This window comes from Noviherbaspirillum aerium, from assembly GCF_008929045.1.
GTDB lineage: Bacteria > Pseudomonadota > Gammaproteobacteria > Burkholderiales > Burkholderiaceae_D > Noviherbaspirillum > Noviherbaspirillum aerium.
This window is the reverse complement of the sequence record NZ_VFAH01000004.1, coordinates 169,364-186,722: the sequence shown is the minus strand read 5'-3', so window position 1 is coordinate 186,722 and position 17,359 is coordinate 169,364. Positions and strand designations below refer to the sequence as shown.

The 17,359-nt window shown below is 58.5% G+C and carries 18 protein-coding genes; 14 read left to right on the top strand and 4 right to left on the bottom strand.

Annotation, left to right across the window (positions count from 1 at the left end; translation table 11 throughout):
• The first annotated feature begins 9 nt into the window (after positions 1-9).
• From bamA to FH061_RS08380, 8 genes are all read left to right on the top strand, one after another.
• Positions 10-2,349: an outer membrane protein assembly factor BamA gene (bamA, locus tag FH061_RS08415; protein WP_151634915.1), complete on the top strand. Its 2,340-nt coding sequence runs from the start codon at positions 10-12 to the stop codon at positions 2,347-2,349.
• A 55-nt stretch (positions 2,350-2,404) separates the two neighbouring features.
• Positions 2,405-2,911 (top strand): OmpH family outer membrane protein, encoded by a 507-nt coding sequence (locus FH061_RS08410; protein ID WP_151634913.1) that lies wholly within the window; start codon positions 2,405-2,407, stop codon positions 2,909-2,911.
• A gap of 187 nt (positions 2,912-3,098) precedes the next feature.
• Complete coding sequence (gene lpxD / locus FH061_RS08405; protein WP_151634911.1) at positions 3,099-4,148, top strand: UDP-3-O-(3-hydroxymyristoyl)glucosamine N-acyltransferase; 1,050 nt, start codon at positions 3,099-3,101, stop codon at positions 4,146-4,148.
• A 17-nt stretch (positions 4,149-4,165) separates the two neighbouring features.
• Positions 4,166-4,636, top strand: a complete 471-nt coding sequence (gene fabZ / locus FH061_RS08400) for a 3-hydroxyacyl-ACP dehydratase FabZ (protein ID WP_151635253.1) — start codon at positions 4,166-4,168, stop codon at positions 4,634-4,636.
• On the top strand, positions 4,636-5,424 hold the full coding sequence (gene lpxA / locus FH061_RS08395; RefSeq protein WP_151634909.1) for an acyl-ACP--UDP-N-acetylglucosamine O-acyltransferase: 789 nt from the start codon (positions 4,636-4,638) through the stop codon (positions 5,422-5,424). Before fabZ ends, lpxA begins: the two co-directional genes overlap by 1 nt.
• Positions 5,425-5,437: 13 nt before the next feature.
• Entirely contained in the window at positions 5,438-6,583 is a 1,146-nt protein-coding gene (gene lpxB, locus FH061_RS08390; RefSeq protein ID WP_151635251.1) for a lipid-A-disaccharide synthase, read from the top strand.
• Positions 6,573-7,193, top strand: coding sequence for a ribonuclease HII (gene rnhB, locus FH061_RS08385; RefSeq protein ID WP_151634907.1), 621 nt, complete (start codon positions 6,573-6,575; stop codon positions 7,191-7,193). Before lpxB ends, rnhB begins: the two co-directional genes overlap by 11 nt.
• Position 7,194: 1 nt before the next feature.
• Positions 7,195-7,983, top strand: coding sequence for a TrmH family RNA methyltransferase (locus FH061_RS08380; RefSeq protein WP_151634905.1), 789 nt, complete (start codon positions 7,195-7,197; stop codon positions 7,981-7,983).
• 21 nt (positions 7,984-8,004) lie between these two features.
• On the opposite strand, the gene FH061_RS08375 is transcribed toward FH061_RS08380, so the two are convergent.
• Complete coding sequence (locus FH061_RS08375) at positions 8,005-8,376, bottom strand: hypothetical protein (RefSeq protein ID WP_151634903.1); 372 nt, start codon at positions 8,374-8,376, stop codon at positions 8,005-8,007.
• Positions 8,377-8,536: 160 nt separating this feature from the next.
• Complete coding sequence (gene ppsR, locus FH061_RS08370; RefSeq protein ID WP_151634901.1) at positions 8,537-9,385, bottom strand: posphoenolpyruvate synthetase regulatory kinase/phosphorylase PpsR; 849 nt, start codon at positions 9,383-9,385, stop codon at positions 8,537-8,539.
• Between the two features lie 175 nt (positions 9,386-9,560).
• Here ppsR and ppsA point away from each other — a divergent pair, with 175 nt between their 5' ends.
• The 3 genes from ppsA (at position 9,561) to FH061_RS08355 (ending at position 13,695) form a co-directional block, all read left to right on the top strand.
• Positions 9,561-11,987: a phosphoenolpyruvate synthase gene (ppsA, locus tag FH061_RS08365; RefSeq protein WP_151634899.1), complete on the top strand. Its 2,427-nt coding sequence runs from the start codon at positions 9,561-9,563 to the stop codon at positions 11,985-11,987.
• A 310-nt stretch (positions 11,988-12,297) separates the two neighbouring features.
• Positions 12,298-12,750: an NfeD family protein gene (locus tag FH061_RS08360; protein WP_151634897.1), complete on the top strand. Its 453-nt coding sequence runs from the start codon at positions 12,298-12,300 to the stop codon at positions 12,748-12,750.
• 18 nt (positions 12,751-12,768) lie between these two features.
• Complete coding sequence (locus tag FH061_RS08355; RefSeq protein ID WP_151634895.1) at positions 12,769-13,695, top strand: SPFH domain-containing protein; 927 nt, start codon at positions 12,769-12,771, stop codon at positions 13,693-13,695.
• Positions 13,696-13,785: 90 nt separating this feature from the next.
• Here the strand turns inward: FH061_RS08355 and smpB are convergent, their stop codons facing one another.
• Positions 13,786-14,235 carry an SsrA-binding protein SmpB gene (gene smpB, locus FH061_RS08350; RefSeq protein ID WP_151634893.1) on the bottom strand — a complete coding sequence of 150 codons (450 nt, stop codon included), beginning with the start codon at positions 14,233-14,235 and terminating at the stop codon, positions 13,786-13,788.
• 64 nt (positions 14,236-14,299) lie between these two features.
• Here smpB and FH061_RS08345 point away from each other — a divergent pair, with 64 nt between their 5' ends.
• A complete protein-coding gene (locus FH061_RS08345) occupies positions 14,300-14,731 on the top strand; it encodes a type II toxin-antitoxin system RatA family toxin (protein WP_151634891.1) in 432 nt (143 codons plus the stop codon).
• On the top strand, positions 14,724-15,014 hold the full coding sequence (locus tag FH061_RS08340) for an RnfH family protein (RefSeq protein ID WP_151634889.1): 291 nt from the start codon (positions 14,724-14,726) through the stop codon (positions 15,012-15,014). Before FH061_RS08345 ends, FH061_RS08340 begins: the two co-directional genes overlap by 8 nt.
• Positions 15,015-15,069: 55 nt before the next feature.
• Here the strand turns inward: FH061_RS08340 and FH061_RS08335 are convergent, their stop codons facing one another.
• Positions 15,070-15,567: a DUF4124 domain-containing protein gene (locus tag FH061_RS08335; protein ID WP_225984543.1), complete on the bottom strand. Its 498-nt coding sequence runs from the start codon at positions 15,565-15,567 to the stop codon at positions 15,070-15,072.
• A 314-nt stretch (positions 15,568-15,881) separates the two neighbouring features.
• On the opposite strand from FH061_RS08335, the gene guaB reads away from it, so the two are divergent.
• The gene (guaB, locus tag FH061_RS08330) at positions 15,882-17,342 is read left to right on the top strand and encodes an IMP dehydrogenase (RefSeq protein WP_151634887.1); all 1,461 of its coding nucleotides are present in this window, start codon (positions 15,882-15,884) and stop codon (positions 17,340-17,342) included.
• Positions 17,343-17,359: the final 17 nt, after the last annotated feature.

Here is a 17,359-nt window from a genome sequence, read left to right as displayed (position 1 = left end):
AAATACCCGATGAAATTACAATCCGAGCGCCTTTCCCAGTCATTTTTCCCTCGTCGTCTCATCGCTCTAGCCGCATTTGCCCTTTGCGCCGGTAGCGCATTGGCTGTCGATCCCTTTACCGTCAAGGATATCCGGGTCGAAGGCATTCAGCGTACCGAGGCGGGTACCGTGTTCAGCTACCTGCCGGTACGCGTCGGCGAGACCTATACCGACGAGAAGGGTGCGGCCGCGATCAAGGCGCTCTATGCCACCGGCTTCTTCAAGGATGTGCGGATCGAAGTGGAAGGCGATGTCCTGGTCGTCATGATCGAGGAAAGGCCTGCAATCGCAGGCGTCGACTTCTCGGGCACCAAGGAATTCGAAAAAGACCAGCTGACGAAGGCTCTCAAGGACATCGGCCTGGGGGAGTCGCGGATTTTCGACCGCGCCCTGGTGGACCGTGCGGAGCAGGAGCTCAAGCGCCAGTATCTGTCCCGCGGCCTGTACGGAGTGCAGATCACCACCACGGTCACGCCAATCGAGCGTAATCGCGTCAATATCAGCTTTGCCGTCGACGAAGGCGAAGTGACCCGCATCAAGCAGATCAATATCATCGGCAACAAGGCCTTTTCGGAAAAGGAATTGCTGAGCCTGCTCAACCTGCGTACGCCCGGATGGTTCACCTGGTACACCAAGGCAGACCAGTATTCGAAGCAGAAGCTCACCGGCGATATCGAAGCGCTGCGCTCCTACTATCTGAATCGCGGGTATCTCGAGATGCAGATCGAGTCGACGCAGGTATCGATCACGCCGGACAAGAAGGACATCTACATCACCATCAACATCAATGAGGGTGAGAAGTACACGGTTGCCGGCGTCAAGCTTGAAGGCGAGATGCTGGGCCGTGAAGAGGAGTTGCGCCCGCTGGTTCAGCTCAAGCCCGGCGATGTCTATTCCGGCGAAAAGCTGGCGGAAAGCGTCAAGAAGATCACCGAGCGCATGGGCAATTTCGGCTACGCGTTCGCGAACGTCAACGCCAACCCGGAAATCAACCGCGAGAAGCGTGAGGTCAGCTTTACGGTCCTGATCGATCCCGGCAAGCGGGTTTATGTACGACGCATCAATGTCGCGGGCAATACGAAAACCCGCGATGAAGTGGTCCGTCGCGAATTCCGCCAGTTCGAGAATTCCTGGTACGACGGCGAAAAGATCCGGCTGTCGCGTGACAGGGTCGACCGTCTCGGCTACTTCAAGGAAGTCGGCATTGAAACGCCGGAGGTGCCCGGCACGACGGATCAGGTCGATCTCAACATGACGGTGGCGGAAAAGCCGACCGGCAACATTCTTCTCGGCGCCGGTTTCTCCAGCAGCGAGAAAGTGATGCTGACCGGCTCGATTCAGCAGGCGAACGCCTTCGGCAGCGGCAACACGCTCGGTGTCGACGTCAATACCAGCCGCCGCAACCGCACCATCGCGCTGACGCAGTCGACGCCATACTTCACCGATGATGGCGTCAGCCGCAGCTATGAGCTGTTCCTGCGCACGACCCGTCCGCCGGAAGTCAATACCGGGGATTACGTGGTCAAGACGACCGGTGCCAACGTCAAGTTCGGTGTTCCGTTTTCCGAGGTTGATACCGTCTTCTTCGGCGCCGGCGTGGAACGGACCCAGGTAACCACCTATACCGGCGTGCCCGGCTTCAATGACAGCCCGGAGCTCTACAAGCGCTACGTGCAGGATTTCGGCAACGGCGTCGAAGCCACCACGACCAGCTTCCCGCTCACAGCCGCCTGGCAGCGTGACAGCCGGGACAGCGCTCTGGTGCCGACCACCGGACGCTACCAGCGCGTCAATTTCGAGGTCGCGCCAACCGGCAGCCTGAAATATTACCGTGCCGTTTACCAGCATCAGTATTTCACTCCCGTCCTGCGTGCCATCACGCTGGCACTGAACGGCGAGATCGATTATGGCCGCGGCCTAGGAGGAAAGCCGTATCCCATCTTCAAGAATTTCTACGCCGGCGGTATCGGTTCGGTGCGCGGTTACGAAGGATCGTCGCTCGGCCCGCGCGCATTGAACGGCGATCCTCTGGGCGGGGCCTCCCGTCTTATCGCCAACGTGGAACTGCAGTTCCCGTTCCCCGGTTCGGGCAATGATCGTACCTTGCGCTGGTTCACGTTCTTTGACGCCGGCAATGTATTCGCTGAAGGCGCCAAGTTCCAGGTCTCGGATTTGCGCTATTCGGTCGGCGCCGGTATCAGCTGGGTATCGCCGATCGGTCCGTTGAAGCTGAGCTTCGGTGTGCCGTTGAACAAGAAAGAAGACGATCGCAAGCAAAGCTTCCAGTTCCAGCTCGGCACCGGGTTCTGACGCACTGATGGCATAATAGTAATTTGATTTGCGGAGAACGATCTTGAGGTTTCCAATGACAATATCAGCACGGCTTGGGCGAATCGCGGTTTTCGCGGCGCTGGCGCTTCCGCTGGCCGGCGTTCAGGCGCAGGAGTCCCGCGTGGGATTCGTCAGCACCGAGCGCATTTTCCGCGAAGCCGCTCCCGCCAAGGCAGCCCAGGCCAAAATCGAACAGGAATTTTCCAGGCGCGAGAAGGAACTGCAGGAAATGGCCGCCCGTCTCAAGTCCATGTCCGATCGGCTGGACAAGGATACGGCGCTTCTTGCGGAATCCGATCGCCTCAAGCGGCAGCGCGAGCTTTCCGATCTGGACAAGGATTTCCAGCGCAAGCAGCGCGAGTTCCGCGAAGATCTGAATCAGCGCCGCAATGAGGAACTGGCCATCGTTCTGGAACGTACCAACAAGGTCATCAAGCAGATTGCCGAAAACGAGAAATACGATATCGTGTTTCAGGAAGCTGTCTATGCCAGCCCGCGCATCGACATTACTGACAAGGTACTCAAAGCATTGAACAAATAATCGCCGCATCCATTCAGCATCAATTCAATCACTGATGCGCTATTGATCGCGGGCAACAGAACATATCGCGGCTGCGCTGGCGCAGCCTGCCGGATCAGGTCGACGGTGACGCGCTGTTCAAAGTCACGGGATCATCTGCCAGACCCATCCGGTCGAATGACATTTCCATCACCAGAAGAGGGCCGCAATGAGCTATCGGCTGCGCATGTTGGTCGAACGCCTGGGAGGCCAACTATTCGGGAATGCGGAAATCGAGGTGTCCGGCATTGCGCCGCTCGACACCGCCGATGCATCCCACGTCACATTTCTGTCAAATTCCAAGCTGCGGGCCTCGGCCGCGCAGACTAAGGCATCAGCGCTCATCCTTTCTCCCGCCGATGATGGCGAATTGCAGCATGCCTACGGTGGCGCGCGCATTGTCACGGACAATCCCTACGCCTATTTCGCCCGGGTTGCGCAGCTCTTTGCCGAGCAATCCGCAATTCCAGTCCAGCGGGGGATCCACCCCGCAGCAAGCGTGCATCCCGATGCACAGGTCGATCCCTCTGCAAGCATCGGGCCGCATGTCACCGTGGAGGCCGGTGCGCGCATCGCCGCCGGAGCGGTCGTTGACGCGGGAAGCTTCGTGGGCAGGGAGGCGGTTGTCGGAGAAGGGACGCATTTCCATGCCAACGTCAGTTTCCATGCCGGCTGTCAGATCGGCCGTAACGGCATCGTTCATTCAGGCGCAGTCATCGGCGCGGACGGTTTCGGCTTCGCCAAGGAGAAGGGCGCATGGGTGAAAATACCCCAGACCGGGCGGGTGATCATTGGCGATGACGTAGAAATCGGCGCCAATACCACCATCGACCGCGGCGCCTTGAGCGATACGGTGATTGAAGACGGCGTCAAGCTCGATAACCAGATCCAGATCGGACACAACTGCCATATCGGCGCGCACACCGCCATGGCCGGCTGCGTGGGTGTCGCCGGCAGCGCCAAGATCGGCAAATATTGCACCTTTGGCGGCGCCGCAATGGTGCTCGGGCATCTCACCATCGCCGACAATGTACATATCTCGTCCGGGAGCATGGTGTCGCGCTCCATTCTCGAACCCGGCCAATATACCGGCTTTTACCCGCTGGCAAAAAACGCGGACTGGGAAAAAACCGCCGCCATCGTGCGCAATCTGGGAACAATGCGTGAGAAAATCCGCGAGCTGGAAAAAACCATCAAAACGCTTACACAAGAAAAGTAATGGAAACGCTAGAAGTAATGAAAACGCTCGACATCAATCAGATCAAACAATATCTGCCGCATCGTTATCCTTTGCTGCTGGTTGATCGTGTGCTGGATTGGGAGTCCGGCAAATCGATTACCGCCATCAAGAACGTGACTGTCAATGAAGAGTTCTTCAATGGCCATTTCCCGCACAAGCCGGTGATGCCCGGCGTGCTGATGATCGAGGCACTGGCACAGACTGCGGCCCTGCTATCGTTCCTCACGATGGGACAGAAGCCTGACGACAACAGCGTCGTTTATTTTGTCGGGATCGACGGTGCGCGCTTCAAGCGCCCGGTGGAGCCAGGTGATCAGCTGAGGATGCAGGTCGAAATCCTGCGTACCGCACGCGGCATCTGGAAATACAAGGCGCAAGCCACGGTGGATGGCCAGGTTGCGGTGGAAGCCGAACTGATGTGCACCATGCGCAGCGCCACGGACGCGAGTCAGCCAGCGGGGCAGTAATGACGATAATCCATCCTACCGCCATCGTCGATCCGAACGCGGAGCTCGACGACACGGTCGAGATTGGCGCTTATTCCGTCATCGGACCGAATGTGAAGATCGGCGCGCGGACCCGCGTCGGTCCGCACGTCGTCATCGACGGACATACCACGATCGGCACGGATAACCGGTTCTTCCAGTTTTCCTCGATCGGCGGTCCACCGCAGGACAAGAAATATGCGGGCGAGCCGACGCAATTGCTCATCGGCGACCGCAACACCGTGAGGGAATTCTGCACCTTCAATCTCGGCACGGCTCAGGATGAGGGCATCACCTCGCTCGGCAACGACAATCTGATGCTGGCCTATGTGCACCTTGCCCATGACTGCCGCGTCGGCAACAACACGGTGTTTTCCAACAATGCCTCGTTGGCAGGACATGTTCATGTGGGCGACTGGGTCATTCTGAGCGGATTCGCCGCGGTCCATCAGTTCTGCAAGATCGGCGACCATGCCTTTGTCGGCATGAATACCAGCCTGACCCAGGATGTTCCGCCGTTTGTGCTGCTGTCAGGGAATCCGGCAGAGCCGCACGGCATCAACATCGAAGGCCTCAAGCGCAGGGGGTTCACCCGCGAGCAGATCAATGACTTGCGCAATGCGTACAAGCTGATCTACAAGTCCGGCCTTACGCTGGAAGAGGCCAAGTCGGCGCTTGACCAGGCCCAGGCGCAGTCGCCGGCCTCGGCCGAACCCTTGCGCCTGCTGCGTGAATTTCTCGATACGACCACCCGTGGCATCGTCCGATAAACTGTCGCTCGCCATGGTTGCCGGAGAGAGTTCCGGCGACCTGCTCGCCAGCCGCCTGCTGGCGGGACTGCGGCCGCATCTTCCCCATGCGGATATCCACGGCATAGGCGGTTCCCGCATGGCCGAATACGGGTTTCGCAGCGACTGGCCGATGGAAAAATTGTCCGTGCGCGGCCTGTTCGAAGTGCTTGCGCATTACCGGGAAATCAAGGGAATACAGAACGACTTGCGGGATCAGCTCATCAAGGAAAGACCGGCTGCATTCATCGGCGTTGATGCACCGGATTTCAACTTCGGACTGGAAGCGCAGTTGCGCGGGGCGGGCATCCCGACCATGCATTTCATCAGCCCGTCGATCTGGGCATGGCGTGGAGGGCGCATCAAGAAAATAGCGCGGGCCGTGTCCCATATGCTTGTCGTCTTCCCCTTTGAAGAGGAAATTTATCGCAAGGCCGGCATTCCGGTGACATATGTCGGCTATCCGCTCGCCGAGGTCATTCCGATGGCGCCGGATGTGGCTGCAGCGAGGGCGGAATTGAACCTTCCGGCGAATGCGCCCGTGATTTCCATTCTGCCGGGGAGCCGGCTGTCGGAAATCAAATACAACACGGTCGCGTTCATCGAAGCGGCACGCATCCTGCACCGGCGGGATCCGTCAATACGCTTTGTCGTGCCGATGGCAGGCGATCGCCAGCAGAACTATTTCCGGTCACTGGTGACAAGCGCGGGACTCGGCGAAGTGCCGCTCCAGATCATTGCCGGCAAATCGCATGCGGCGATTGCGGCGGCGGACGCGGTGCTCGTTGCATCGGGTACGGCAACACTGGAAGTGGCGCTGTTCAAGAAGCCAATGGTGATTGGTTACAAGATGATGCGCGCGTCATGGGAAGTAATGCGGCATATGGGATATCAACCCTGGGTCGGCTTGCCGAATATTCTGGCGCGCGAGTTCCTCGTGCCGGAACTGCTGCAGGACGCGGCCACTCCGCAGGCGCTGGCCGATGCATTGGGCAAGCAACTCGAGGATGCCGGGCTTCGCCAGCGCCTTCAGCAGCGCTTCGTCGAAATGCATCATTCACTGCTGCGTGACAGCGCAAGGGAAAGCGCGCAGGCGGTACTGCGCTTGATCGGTTTTTCGGAGCGGGCCCATGAAGCATGACGAGATCAGCCTCTCACTTTTCAACAATGCCGACGACATCATTTGCGGTGTCGATGAGGCGGGCAGGGGCCCGCTTGCCGGCGCAGTGTATGCCGCGGCAGTGATCCTCGATCCGGCTCGACCGGTGTCCGGACTGCGCGATTCCAAGAAACTCAGCGAGGCACGACGCGATGTCCTGGCCGAGGAAATCAAGTCCAACGCATTGGCATGGGCGGTCGCCTTCTGTACCGAGGCCGAGATCGACGAACTTAACATCCTGCATGCTTCGATGCTGGCGATGCGCCGCGCCGTGGAACGCCTGCACATTGTGCCGACGCTGGCGCTCATCGACGGCAATCGCTGTCCGGTCATGCCGATCCGCTCCGAGGCGATCGTCAAGGGAGACGACAAGGTGTCTGCGATCTCCGCTGCGTCCATCCTGGCCAAGACGGCACGCGACGCCTCGTTGATGAGCCTGCATCAGCAATATCCGATGTATGGATTCGATCAGCACAAAGGCTATCCGACCGCCATGCACCTGGAGCGCCTGAGGTTGCATGGGGTATCGCCGGTGCATCGACGTTCCTATGCTCCGGTGCGCAACCTGCTGGGGCAGGAGACCAAGGCCTGACATGAAAAGCATTACTTCTCGCGACAACCCGTTGTACAAGGAATTGAAGCAACTGGCGACCAGTTCGCAGGCGCGCAGGAAGGCGGGGCGCACGCTGCTCGACGGCGTCCATCTTTGCGAGGTCTACCTGGAGCAGGCCGGAGCGCCGGTGATATGTGTCGTCAGTGAAAGTTCGCGGCAATTGCATGAGGTGGCCGCACTGCTGGCGCGATGCGAAGCGCGGCATGTACCCTGCGTAATGCTGCCAGATGCCTTGTACCAGGCTGTGAGCCAGGTAGAGAACGGAGTCGGGGTGCTGTTCCTGGTTGAGACTCCCAAGGAGGAGATGCCACGTCAGCTGAACGTGTCCGCCGTCCTGCTCGACAACCTGCAGGATCCGGGAAACATGGGATCAATCCTGCGCAGCGCGGCGGCAGCCGGTATCGGCCATGTTTTTTGTAGCAAGGGAACGGTGTTTGCCTGGTCGCCCAAGGTCTTGAGAGCAGGCATGGGAGCGCATTTCCTGCTCAGAATCCATGAGAACGTCGATCTGCACAGCCTGCTTTCCGATGCAAGCGTGCCTGTTCTGGCAACCAGCTCGCATGCCAGCCAACGAGTCTTCGACATGGATCTGAACCGTCCCGTCGCCTGGCTGTTTGGGCATGAAGGACAGGGCGTCTCTGCGGAACTGCTGGCCGAAGCAACCCATCAGGTTGCCATTCCTCATCTCGGTAAAGTCGAGTCACTCAATGTGGCCGCGAGCGCAGCTATCTGCTTCTTTGAGCAGGTCAGGCAGAAAAGCGCGCGCTGACGCGCTTCATGCATGCGTGCATCAGACTTGGGCGGGCGGTACCTGACCTCGGTCGGTGCACTCCTGGTACACAAGGCCTGGAGCCAGCCAACGCTCGTCGGCATCAATCGTTGCGCCGCTATCCACAGGACAGACGCGGTCGAACTGGTAAGTGCGTCCCTGTATCACCGCATAGCGGTATATCTGCGCATCCCGGTAGGAACCGATGGGCTCCGCCAGTCGCTCCGCCTTGTGAAAACCCAAGGATTGCGTGCCGCCATTCACGCCGCGGCCTTGCCGCGCAAGGCTCAAGGCTTCGATATCGGACTCGACATGCCCCAGACCTTCCTTTAGCGCCCAGAAGAAAAACAGAAGACCCACCCACAGCACAATCTCTATGAGTACCAGATCCATATGACCCCCTTTTGATCCGTACTTTCGTTACAGTCGACCTGTAAGTTTGCCGTAAGGTTCCGCATGGGGGTGCAAAATATTCTTTTGCAAATGAAAAGGCCGCCTCGGGCGCTGAGGGGCCGAGGCGGCCCATGGTCGTGGTCGGTTCAGGTTGCGAGGATCAGTATGCGCGCTTGTCCGACTTGATCTCCTGAAGGATCATGGTTGCAATTTCCTCAATGGATTTGGCGGTGGAGGACACGCAGCGTATACCTTCGCGCCGCATCATCTTTTCCGCTTCATTCACCTCGTAACGACACTGCTCCATCGCCGCATATTTGCTTCCCGGCCTGCGTTCATTGCGCACCTCCGCCAGACGGTCGGGCGCGATCGACAGGCCGAACAGCTTCTTCTTGTACGAAAGCAGGGCGCTCGGCAACTTGTTGCGCTCGAAGTCGTCCGGAATCAAAGGATAATTCGCAGCCTTCACACCGTACTGCATCGCCAGGTAAAGGCTGGTCGGCGTTTTGCCGGAGCGCGACACGCCGACAAGAATGACGTCGGCGGCGGCAAGATTCTGGTTCGATTGCCCGTCATCATGGGCAAGCGAAAAGTTGATTGCTTCGATCCGGTTCTTGTATTCATCGGAGTCGGCAATGTTGTGGCTGCGGCCGATGGTATGCGTCGACTTTACGCCCAGCTCCTGCTCCAGCGGTTCCACGAACGTCTGGATCAGGTCCATGTGCATTCCCTTGGACTGGCGCACCACCGACGACAGTTCCGCCTTGACCAGAGTGGAGAATACGATCGGTCGCTTGCCGTCGTGTTCGAACGCCTGATTGATGTCGCGTACGGCGTCGTATGCCTTGTCCAGGGTATCGATGAACGGCAGGCGGACCTCCTTGAATCGCAGTTCGAACTGCGTCAGAACGGAATGACCGAAGGTTTCGGCAGTGATGCCGGTGCCGTCCGACACGAAAAATACGGTGCGGTTTGGCGGCGGCAGTTGGTGTGCAGGCAAGTCTGGCATAATCAGATTGAAGATAGATCAACGAATAGTTCTACTTTGTGTACGGCAGGATGCTGTTGCACACTGTAAAATGACGATTAATTCATGACCAACATCCTGCCCATGAAGAATAACAAAAAGATCCGGGCGGCGAGGGCGCATATGCAGATTTCTTATCATCAAAACAGGTGCAGTTATGTCCAACGCAGTACCAACCGGGGCAACCCAGGGGGCTACCTACGTAGCTTCGTTTGAAAACCTTCGCATGACGGACGTGGAGTCCGTCGGCGGCAAGAACGCATCGCTCGGCGAGATGATCAGTCAGCTCGCCGGTGCCGGCGTACGCGTGCCTGGTGGCTTTGCCACCACGGCTCAGGCTTTCCGCGACTTCCTCGGCCACAGTGTGAATGGCGGCGCTACGCTTGCCCAGCGCATTGCGGACCGCCTGGAATCGCTGAACATTGATGATGTGCGCGCGCTCGCCCAGGCCGGTGCGGACATCCGCCGGTGGATCGTCGAAACACCGTTCCAGCCCCGCCTGGAACAGGAAATCCGCGAGTTCTACCAGCGCCTGGTGGCCGAGTCGTCCGCGGAAATGTCGTTTGCCGTGCGTTCTTCGGCAACCGCGGAAGATCTTCCCGATGCATCCTTTGCGGGCCAGCAGGAAACCTTCCTGAACGTCGTCGGCATTGATAACGTGCTGGAAGCCATCAAGCATGTCTTTGCCTCCCTGTATAACGACCGTGCGATTTCCTATCGCGTGCACAAGGGATTTACTCATGCGGAAGTGGCGCTGTCGGCGGGCGTGCAGCGCATGGTGCGTTCCGATGTCGGCGCAGCCGGCGTCATGTTCACCCTGGATACCGAATCCGGCTTCAAGGATGTGGTGTTCATCACTTCCAGTTACGGCCTCGGCGAAACCGTGGTGCAAGGTGCGGTCAATCCCGACGAATTCTATGTCCACAAGCCGATGCTGGAGCAGGGGAAACTGCCCATCATTCGCCGCAATATCGGCTCCAAGCTGATCAAGATGGAGTTCACCGGCGAGGCCAAGGCCGGCCGCTCGGTCAAGACCGTTGACGTGCCTATCGAACTGCGCAACCGTTACTCGCTGAACGACCAGGAAATTGTCGAACTCGCGAAATACGCGATGATCATCGAAAAGCATTACGGCCGGCCGATGGATATCGAGTGGGGCAAGGATGGCCGCGACGGCAAGCTGTACATTCTCCAGGCGCGTCCGGAGACCGTGAAGTCGCAGCAGAAGGCTACCGATGCGCAGCAGCGTTTCAAGCTGAAGGGCAGTGGCACGGTGCTGGCTTCAGGCCGTGCGATCGGCCAGAAGATCGGGGCCGGTCCGGTCCGCGTGATCCATGACCCTTCGGAGATGGAGCGGGTGCAGCCGGGCGATGTGCTGGTCGCCGACATGACCGATCCCAACTGGGAACCGGTGATGAAGCGTGCGTCGGCCATTGTGACCAATCGCGGCGGCCGTACCTGCCATGCGGCGATCATTGCGCGCGAACTCGGCGTCCCGGCGGTCGTGGGCTGCGGCAACGCAACCGACATGCTCAAGGACGGCACATTGGTGACCGTTTCCTGTGCCGAAGGCGACGAAGGCAAGATCTACGACGGCCTGCTGGAAACGGAAGTCACCGAAGTATCGCGCGGTGAACTGCCATCCCTGCCGCTGAAGATCATGATGAACGTCGGCAATCCGCAGCTCGCCTTCGACTTCCAGTCGATTCCCAACGGCGGCGTCGGCCTTGCCCGCCTCGAGTTCATCATCAACAACAACATCGGCGTGCATCCGAAAGCGATTCTGGAATATCCGAACATCGACGCGGATTTGAAGAAAGCGGTGGAATCGGTGGCCCGCGGCCATGCTTCGCCCAAAGCGTTCTATATCGACAAGCTTGCCGAAGGCATCGCTACGATCGCAGCTGCCTTCTGGCCAAAGCCCGTCATTGTTCGACTCTCGGATTTCAAGTCGAACGAATACAAGAAGCTGATCGGCGGTTCCCGTTACGAACCGGATGAAGAGAACCCGATGCTCGGCTTCCGTGGTGCTGCCCGTTATCTGGCGGAAGACTTCGCCGAGTCGTTCGAGATGGAATGTGCCGCCATGAAACGCGTTCGCAATGACATGGGCTTGACCAACGTCGAAATCATGGTGCCGTTCGTTCGCACGCTTGGCCAGGCCGAGAAAGTCGTGAACCTGCTGGCGAAGAACGGTCTCAAGCGCGGCGAAAATGGCTTGCGTCTCATCATGATGTGCGAGGTGCCTTCCAATGCAATCCTGGCTGAGCGCTTCCTCGAACACTTCGACGGTTTCTCCATTGGCTCCAACGACCTGACGCAGTTGACGCTGGGCCTCGACCGGGATTCCGGCATGGAATTGCTGGCGGCCGATTTCGATGAACGTGATGATGCGGTGCGTGCGTTGCTGTCCCAGGCAATCAACGCCTGCCGTGCTCAGGGCAAGTACATCGGCATTTGCGGCCAAGGGCCATCCGACCATCCGGATTTCGCTGAATGGTTGATGAAGGAAGGGATTGCCTCCATCTCCCTCAATCCCGATACCGTGATCGATACTTGGCAGAAGCTCGCAGCGAACAGCTAGGCTCCGGTCGCATGCGGAGCAGGTGACTCCAGAGTGAGGTAACGCCTTCCCCACACAAAGCGCGGGTTCGTCCCGCGTTTTGTTTTTTGCTGTTCGGCACTATCTTGTTGTAATCATGCAAATCTTGATGCTACTCACAAAGAACTGATAGGAAGCGGAGCGCAATTCGTTTAGACTAACGCCTGTTTGTTGCTGAACAACAACCAACAAAAACAGCTGTACTTTGTTGTATTGTAGCCCTCGCAGTCTTTTGACTCCGGGGGCTTTTTATTATCTACAATGATGACTGAATGGCAATGTCGGAGGTCTTATGACGGACTGGATGATCTGGGTGATGTTGGCGGGCGGCCTTGTGATTTTAGAGATGTTCAGCGGCACCTTTTACCTGTTGATGATTTCGCTGGGAATGGCATCCGCTGCGCTTGTCGCGCTGGCCGGAGAGCAGCGCCCGATGCAGTTCGCTGTCGCGGCGGTCGTCGGAATCATCTGTACCTTTGTTCTGCGCCGTAGCCGATGGGGACGGGTACGCCGTAGTGAAGCGGCACGGGACCCCAATGTGAATCTGGACATCGGACAGATGGTCGAGGTAAGCGAATGGAGCCCCGAGCACGGAACGCCGAGGCGGGCGAGGGTAATGTATCGCGGTGCGCTGTGGGATGTCGAGCTGGAAGAAGGAGACTCGGCCGCCACGGGTACTTACGTCATCCGCGAAATCCGCGGCAGCCGGCTTATCGTTTCCACTCCCATCCACAACAAGAACTGATCAACAAAAGGAAACCCCATGGAACTCAGTTTCGGAACGTTTAGTCTGGTCCTGTTCATTGTCGCTGTGGTGTTCGTCATCAAGACGATCAATGTCGTACCGCAGCAGCACGCCTGGGTCGTGGAACGCCTTGGAAAATATCATTCCACGCTGGGCCCGGGCTTGAATATCGTGCTTCCTTTCGTCGATCGCATCGCCTACAAGCACTCGCTCAAGGAGATCCCGCTGGATGTGCCGAGCCAGGTCTGCATCACCAAGGACAATACCCAGCTGCAAGTGGATGGCATCCTGTACTTTCAGGTAACGGATGCGATGCGTGCCTCCTATGGCTCATCGAACTATATTGCCGCTATCACCCAGCTCGCGCAGACCACCCTGCGTTCGGTCATCGGCCGCATGGAGCTGGACAAGACATTCGAGGAACGGGACCACATCAATAAAGCCATCGTCAATGCCATTGACGAATCCGCGTCGAACTGGGGCGTAAAAGTGCTTCGCTACGAAATCAAGGACCTGACGCCGCCGAAGGAAATCCTGCATGCGATGCAGGCGCAGATCACGGCTGAGCGGGAGAAGCGGGCATTGATCGCCGCATCCGAAGGGCGCAGGCAGGAACAGATCAACATTGCCAGCGGAGAACGCGAGGCCGCGATTGCGCGTTCGGAAGGGGAAAAGCAGGCGGCGATCAATCGTGCCCAGGGGCAGGCGGCGTCAATCCTGGCGATTGCGGAAGCCAGCGCCGAAGCCATTCGTCAGACCGCTTCGGCGATACGCGAGCCGGGCGGGGCCGATGCCGTCAATCTCAAGGTCGCGGAGCAATATGTCGGTGCGTTCGCGCAGCTCGCGAAAACAAATAACTCGATCATCATCCCGGCCAACATGAGCGACATCAGCGGCCTGATTGCGAGTGCCATGCATGTAGTCAAGTCGCAGCAGAAGACGTAATCCCTCGTCGGCCGGGCTCAAGATGATGATGCCTTTCCTTCGAAAACACCGTGATGCTGCGTGATTGAAGCTGGCTTTGCCGGAGAAATATCAGCGGCGGTTCTGCTTCAGAATGGACTGCTGTTCGCGCTGCCAATCCCGCTTCTTGTCGCTCTCGCGCTTGTCATGTTGTTTCTTGCCCTTGGCAAGGCCGATCTCGCATTTGATGCGGCCCTTGGCGTAGTGAAGATTGATCGGCACCAGCGTGTATCCCGCCCGTTCAACCTTGCCAATCAGCTTTTTGATTTCCTCGCCGTTCAGCAGAAGCTTGCGCGTGCGCACAGGGTCCGGAGAGATATGCGTGGATGCTGTCGGAAGAGGGCTGATGTGGGAGCCGAACAGGAAGACTTCACCCTGGCGTACGATCACATAGGCTTCCTTCAATTGCGCACGGCCGGCCCGAATCGACTTGACCTCCCAGCCTTCGAGCACCATGCCGGCTTCGTAGCGTTCCTCGATGAAGTAGTCATGGAAGGCTTTTTTATTATCGATAATGCTCATGAGTGTGGGAAAGAAGGCGCTCAGTTAAAATTAAGGGTTCGTATTTTATCAAACGGTATTTTCAATGGCTGTCGTACATAAATCCGTATTGCTCGGCTATAGCGCGGAGCAGATGTTCGCGTTGGTGGACAACATCGAGGAATACCCGAAATTCCTGCCCTGGTGCGGCGGCACGGAAGTGCGTTCGCGCGAGGGAAACAAGGTAATTGCGTCCATCAGGATCAACTACCATGGCGTCAAGCAATCATTTTCCACCGAAAACACCAATTCTCCGCCGACATCCATCAAGATGGTGCTGCTTGAGGGACCTTTCAAGCAGCTGCATGGCCAATGGACATTCAAATCCTTGCGTGCAGATGCCTGCAAGATCGATTTCGAGCTGCATTACGAGTTTTCCAGCCGCATGCTCGAAAGCCTGATCGGGCCTGTCTTCAATATGATTGCAAACAGCTTCGTCGATTCCTTCAGCAAGCGGGCCGAGGCGGTTTATGGGTGAAATCAGCGTTCAAGTCTGCTACGCATTGCCTGACAGGCAGTTCCTCAAGGCACTGCGCGTCCAGGAAGGCATGACTCTCAGGCGTGCAATCGAGCTCAGCGACTTGCTGCAGGTGGTGCCGGAGATCGACATCGATACAGCGCGTGTAGGCATTTACGGCAAATTGAAGACTCTCGATACGGTGCTGCGCGATCATGACAGGGTGGAAGTGTACCGTCCGCTGATCGCGGATCCGAAGGATGCCCGTCGTCGCCGCGCCGGGAAGAAGGCTCGCGAAGCCTGAGCCAGCGGCATTTTCCCTTCCGTCAGCCACGCCACGCGCCGCTCGCATAGTGTTCCTATGACTTGCACTCGCTCAGCATGCGCCGCGTCTCGTTCAGATCGCGCTCGCGTTGTTCGTCCGACAAGTAGGAGCGTTCGCCATTCCTTTCGGTCCGGCTGATGCGTACGCCGGCTTCGAGGCTGCGCTGATACTCTTGCGCCCGTTCGCAGTTCCTCGCCTTGTCGGCGGCCAGCTTCCCTTCCTCTGCCGTTTTCTTTTCCTTTTCCTCACGCTCCAACTGGCGCTTGCGGAATTCAGCATTTTTCTCCGCCGTTGTTTTTTCGGCAGGAGCGGCGGGGGCGGATGATTGCGCGGCGGTTGGCGCCGAAGAGATGCCGCCAGGCTGCTTCAGGATACGGGCGGCAGGAACCGATGAGGGCGGCGGCCGGTCGGAAAACTGCCTGGTTCCCTTCTCGTCGAGCCAGACGTACTGTGCGGCGGCGCTGCCGCAGACAGCGAGGAAAATGAGCGACATGGCGCCGGTGAAGCATCGACGATGTAAGGGGGTAGTCATTGAAGTCCTTGCAGATAAGACATAACCGGATTTCGCCATGCTTTGGTGGCGCTGTCAATGAAGCAAAGCCAGGAGCTTCGCAAGCCGTGTGAAGTTGTGGCCGATTGCGAACAGGCGTATTGCATGCGCGGCTTCTCTTGCAGCCGCGGTGACGGATCGCATCGCACGCGGCCGTGCGTCGAGCGGCCGATCACTCGCATCGCCTTCTGTTTCGGGGCGAAACGATGCCCCATATCTCCAGCCGCGATCCGTTTCAAAGGCGACGACAAACAAGCTTTTCTGTATAATTCGCTTTTGCGCCTATAGGAATTACTATGCGTCTCCTCCAAAAAGCACTCACATTCGATGACGTGCTGCTCGTGCCGGCACACTCCGACATCCTCCCCAAAGATACATCCCTGAAAACGCGCCTGTCGCGCAACATCACCCTGAACATACCCTTGCTGTCTGCGGCAATGGACACGGTGACCGAAGCCCGTCTGGCAATTGCGATGGCGCAGGAGGGAGGCATCGGCATCGTTCACAAGAACCTGAAGCCCAAGGAGCAGGCGCGCGAAGTTGCCAAGGTCAAGCGTTTCGAGTCCGGCGTGGTGCGCGACCCGATCACCATCCCGCCGACCATGCGCATCCGCGATGTCATTGCGCTGTCGGAACAGCACGGCATCAGCGGCTTCCCGGTTGTCGAAGGCAAGACCGTCGTCGGCATCATCACCAACCGCGACCTGCGTTTCGAGGAAGAGCTTGATGCGGAAGTGCGCGCAAAGATGACGCCGCGCGAAAAGCTGGTGGTCGTGAAGGAGGGGGCCGAACTGTCCGAAGCCAAGCGGCTGATGAACAAGTATCGACTCGAGCGGGTCATCGTCGTCAACGACGCTTTCGAATTGCGCGGCCTCATCACTGTCAAGGATATCCAGAAGGCCACCGAGCATCCGAATGCCTGCAAGGATGAGCATGGCAAGCTGCGTGTCGGCGCTGCAGTCGGCGTGGGCGCTGACAATGACGAGCGCATCGATCTGCTGGTCAAGGCAGGGGTGGACGTGATCGTCGTCGATACTGCGCACGGCCATTCGAAAGGCGTGCTCGACCGCGTGCGCTGGGTCAAGAACAACTATCCGCAAGTCGACGTCATCGGCGGCAACATCGCGACGGCGGCTGCGGCGATTGCGCTGGCCGAGCATGGCGCCGATGGCGTCAAGGTTGGTATCGGTCCAGGCTCCATCTGCACGACACGCATTGTGGCCGGCGTCGGCGTGCCGCAAATCACGGCGATCTCGAATGTATCCGAAGCGCTCAAGGGAACGAATATTCCCTGCATCGCCGACGGCGGCATCCGCTTCTCCGGCGATATCGCCAAGGCATTGGCTGCGGGCGCTTCCAGCGTGATGATGGGCAGCATGTTCGCGGGTACCGAAGAAGCCCCGGGCGAGGTGATCCTGTTCCAAGGTCGCAGCTACAAATCCTATCGCGGCATGGGCAGCCTGGGCGCGATGGCGGAAGGTTCGGCCGACCGCTATTTCCAGGATTCGGCCAACAATGCCGACAAGCTGGTCCCCGAAGGTATCGAAGGACGTGTTCCCTACAAGGGCAGCGTACTGGCGATTCTTTACCAACTCGTCGGCGGCGTGCGCTCCTCGATGGGCTATTGCGGCTGTGCGTCGATCGATGAATTCCGGGAAAAGGCCGAGTTCGTCGAGATTACCTCGGCGGGCATGCGCGAATCCCATGTGCATGACGTGCAGATCACGAAGGAAGCACCGAACTACCGTGCCGACTGACCGGATCACGGAACGGG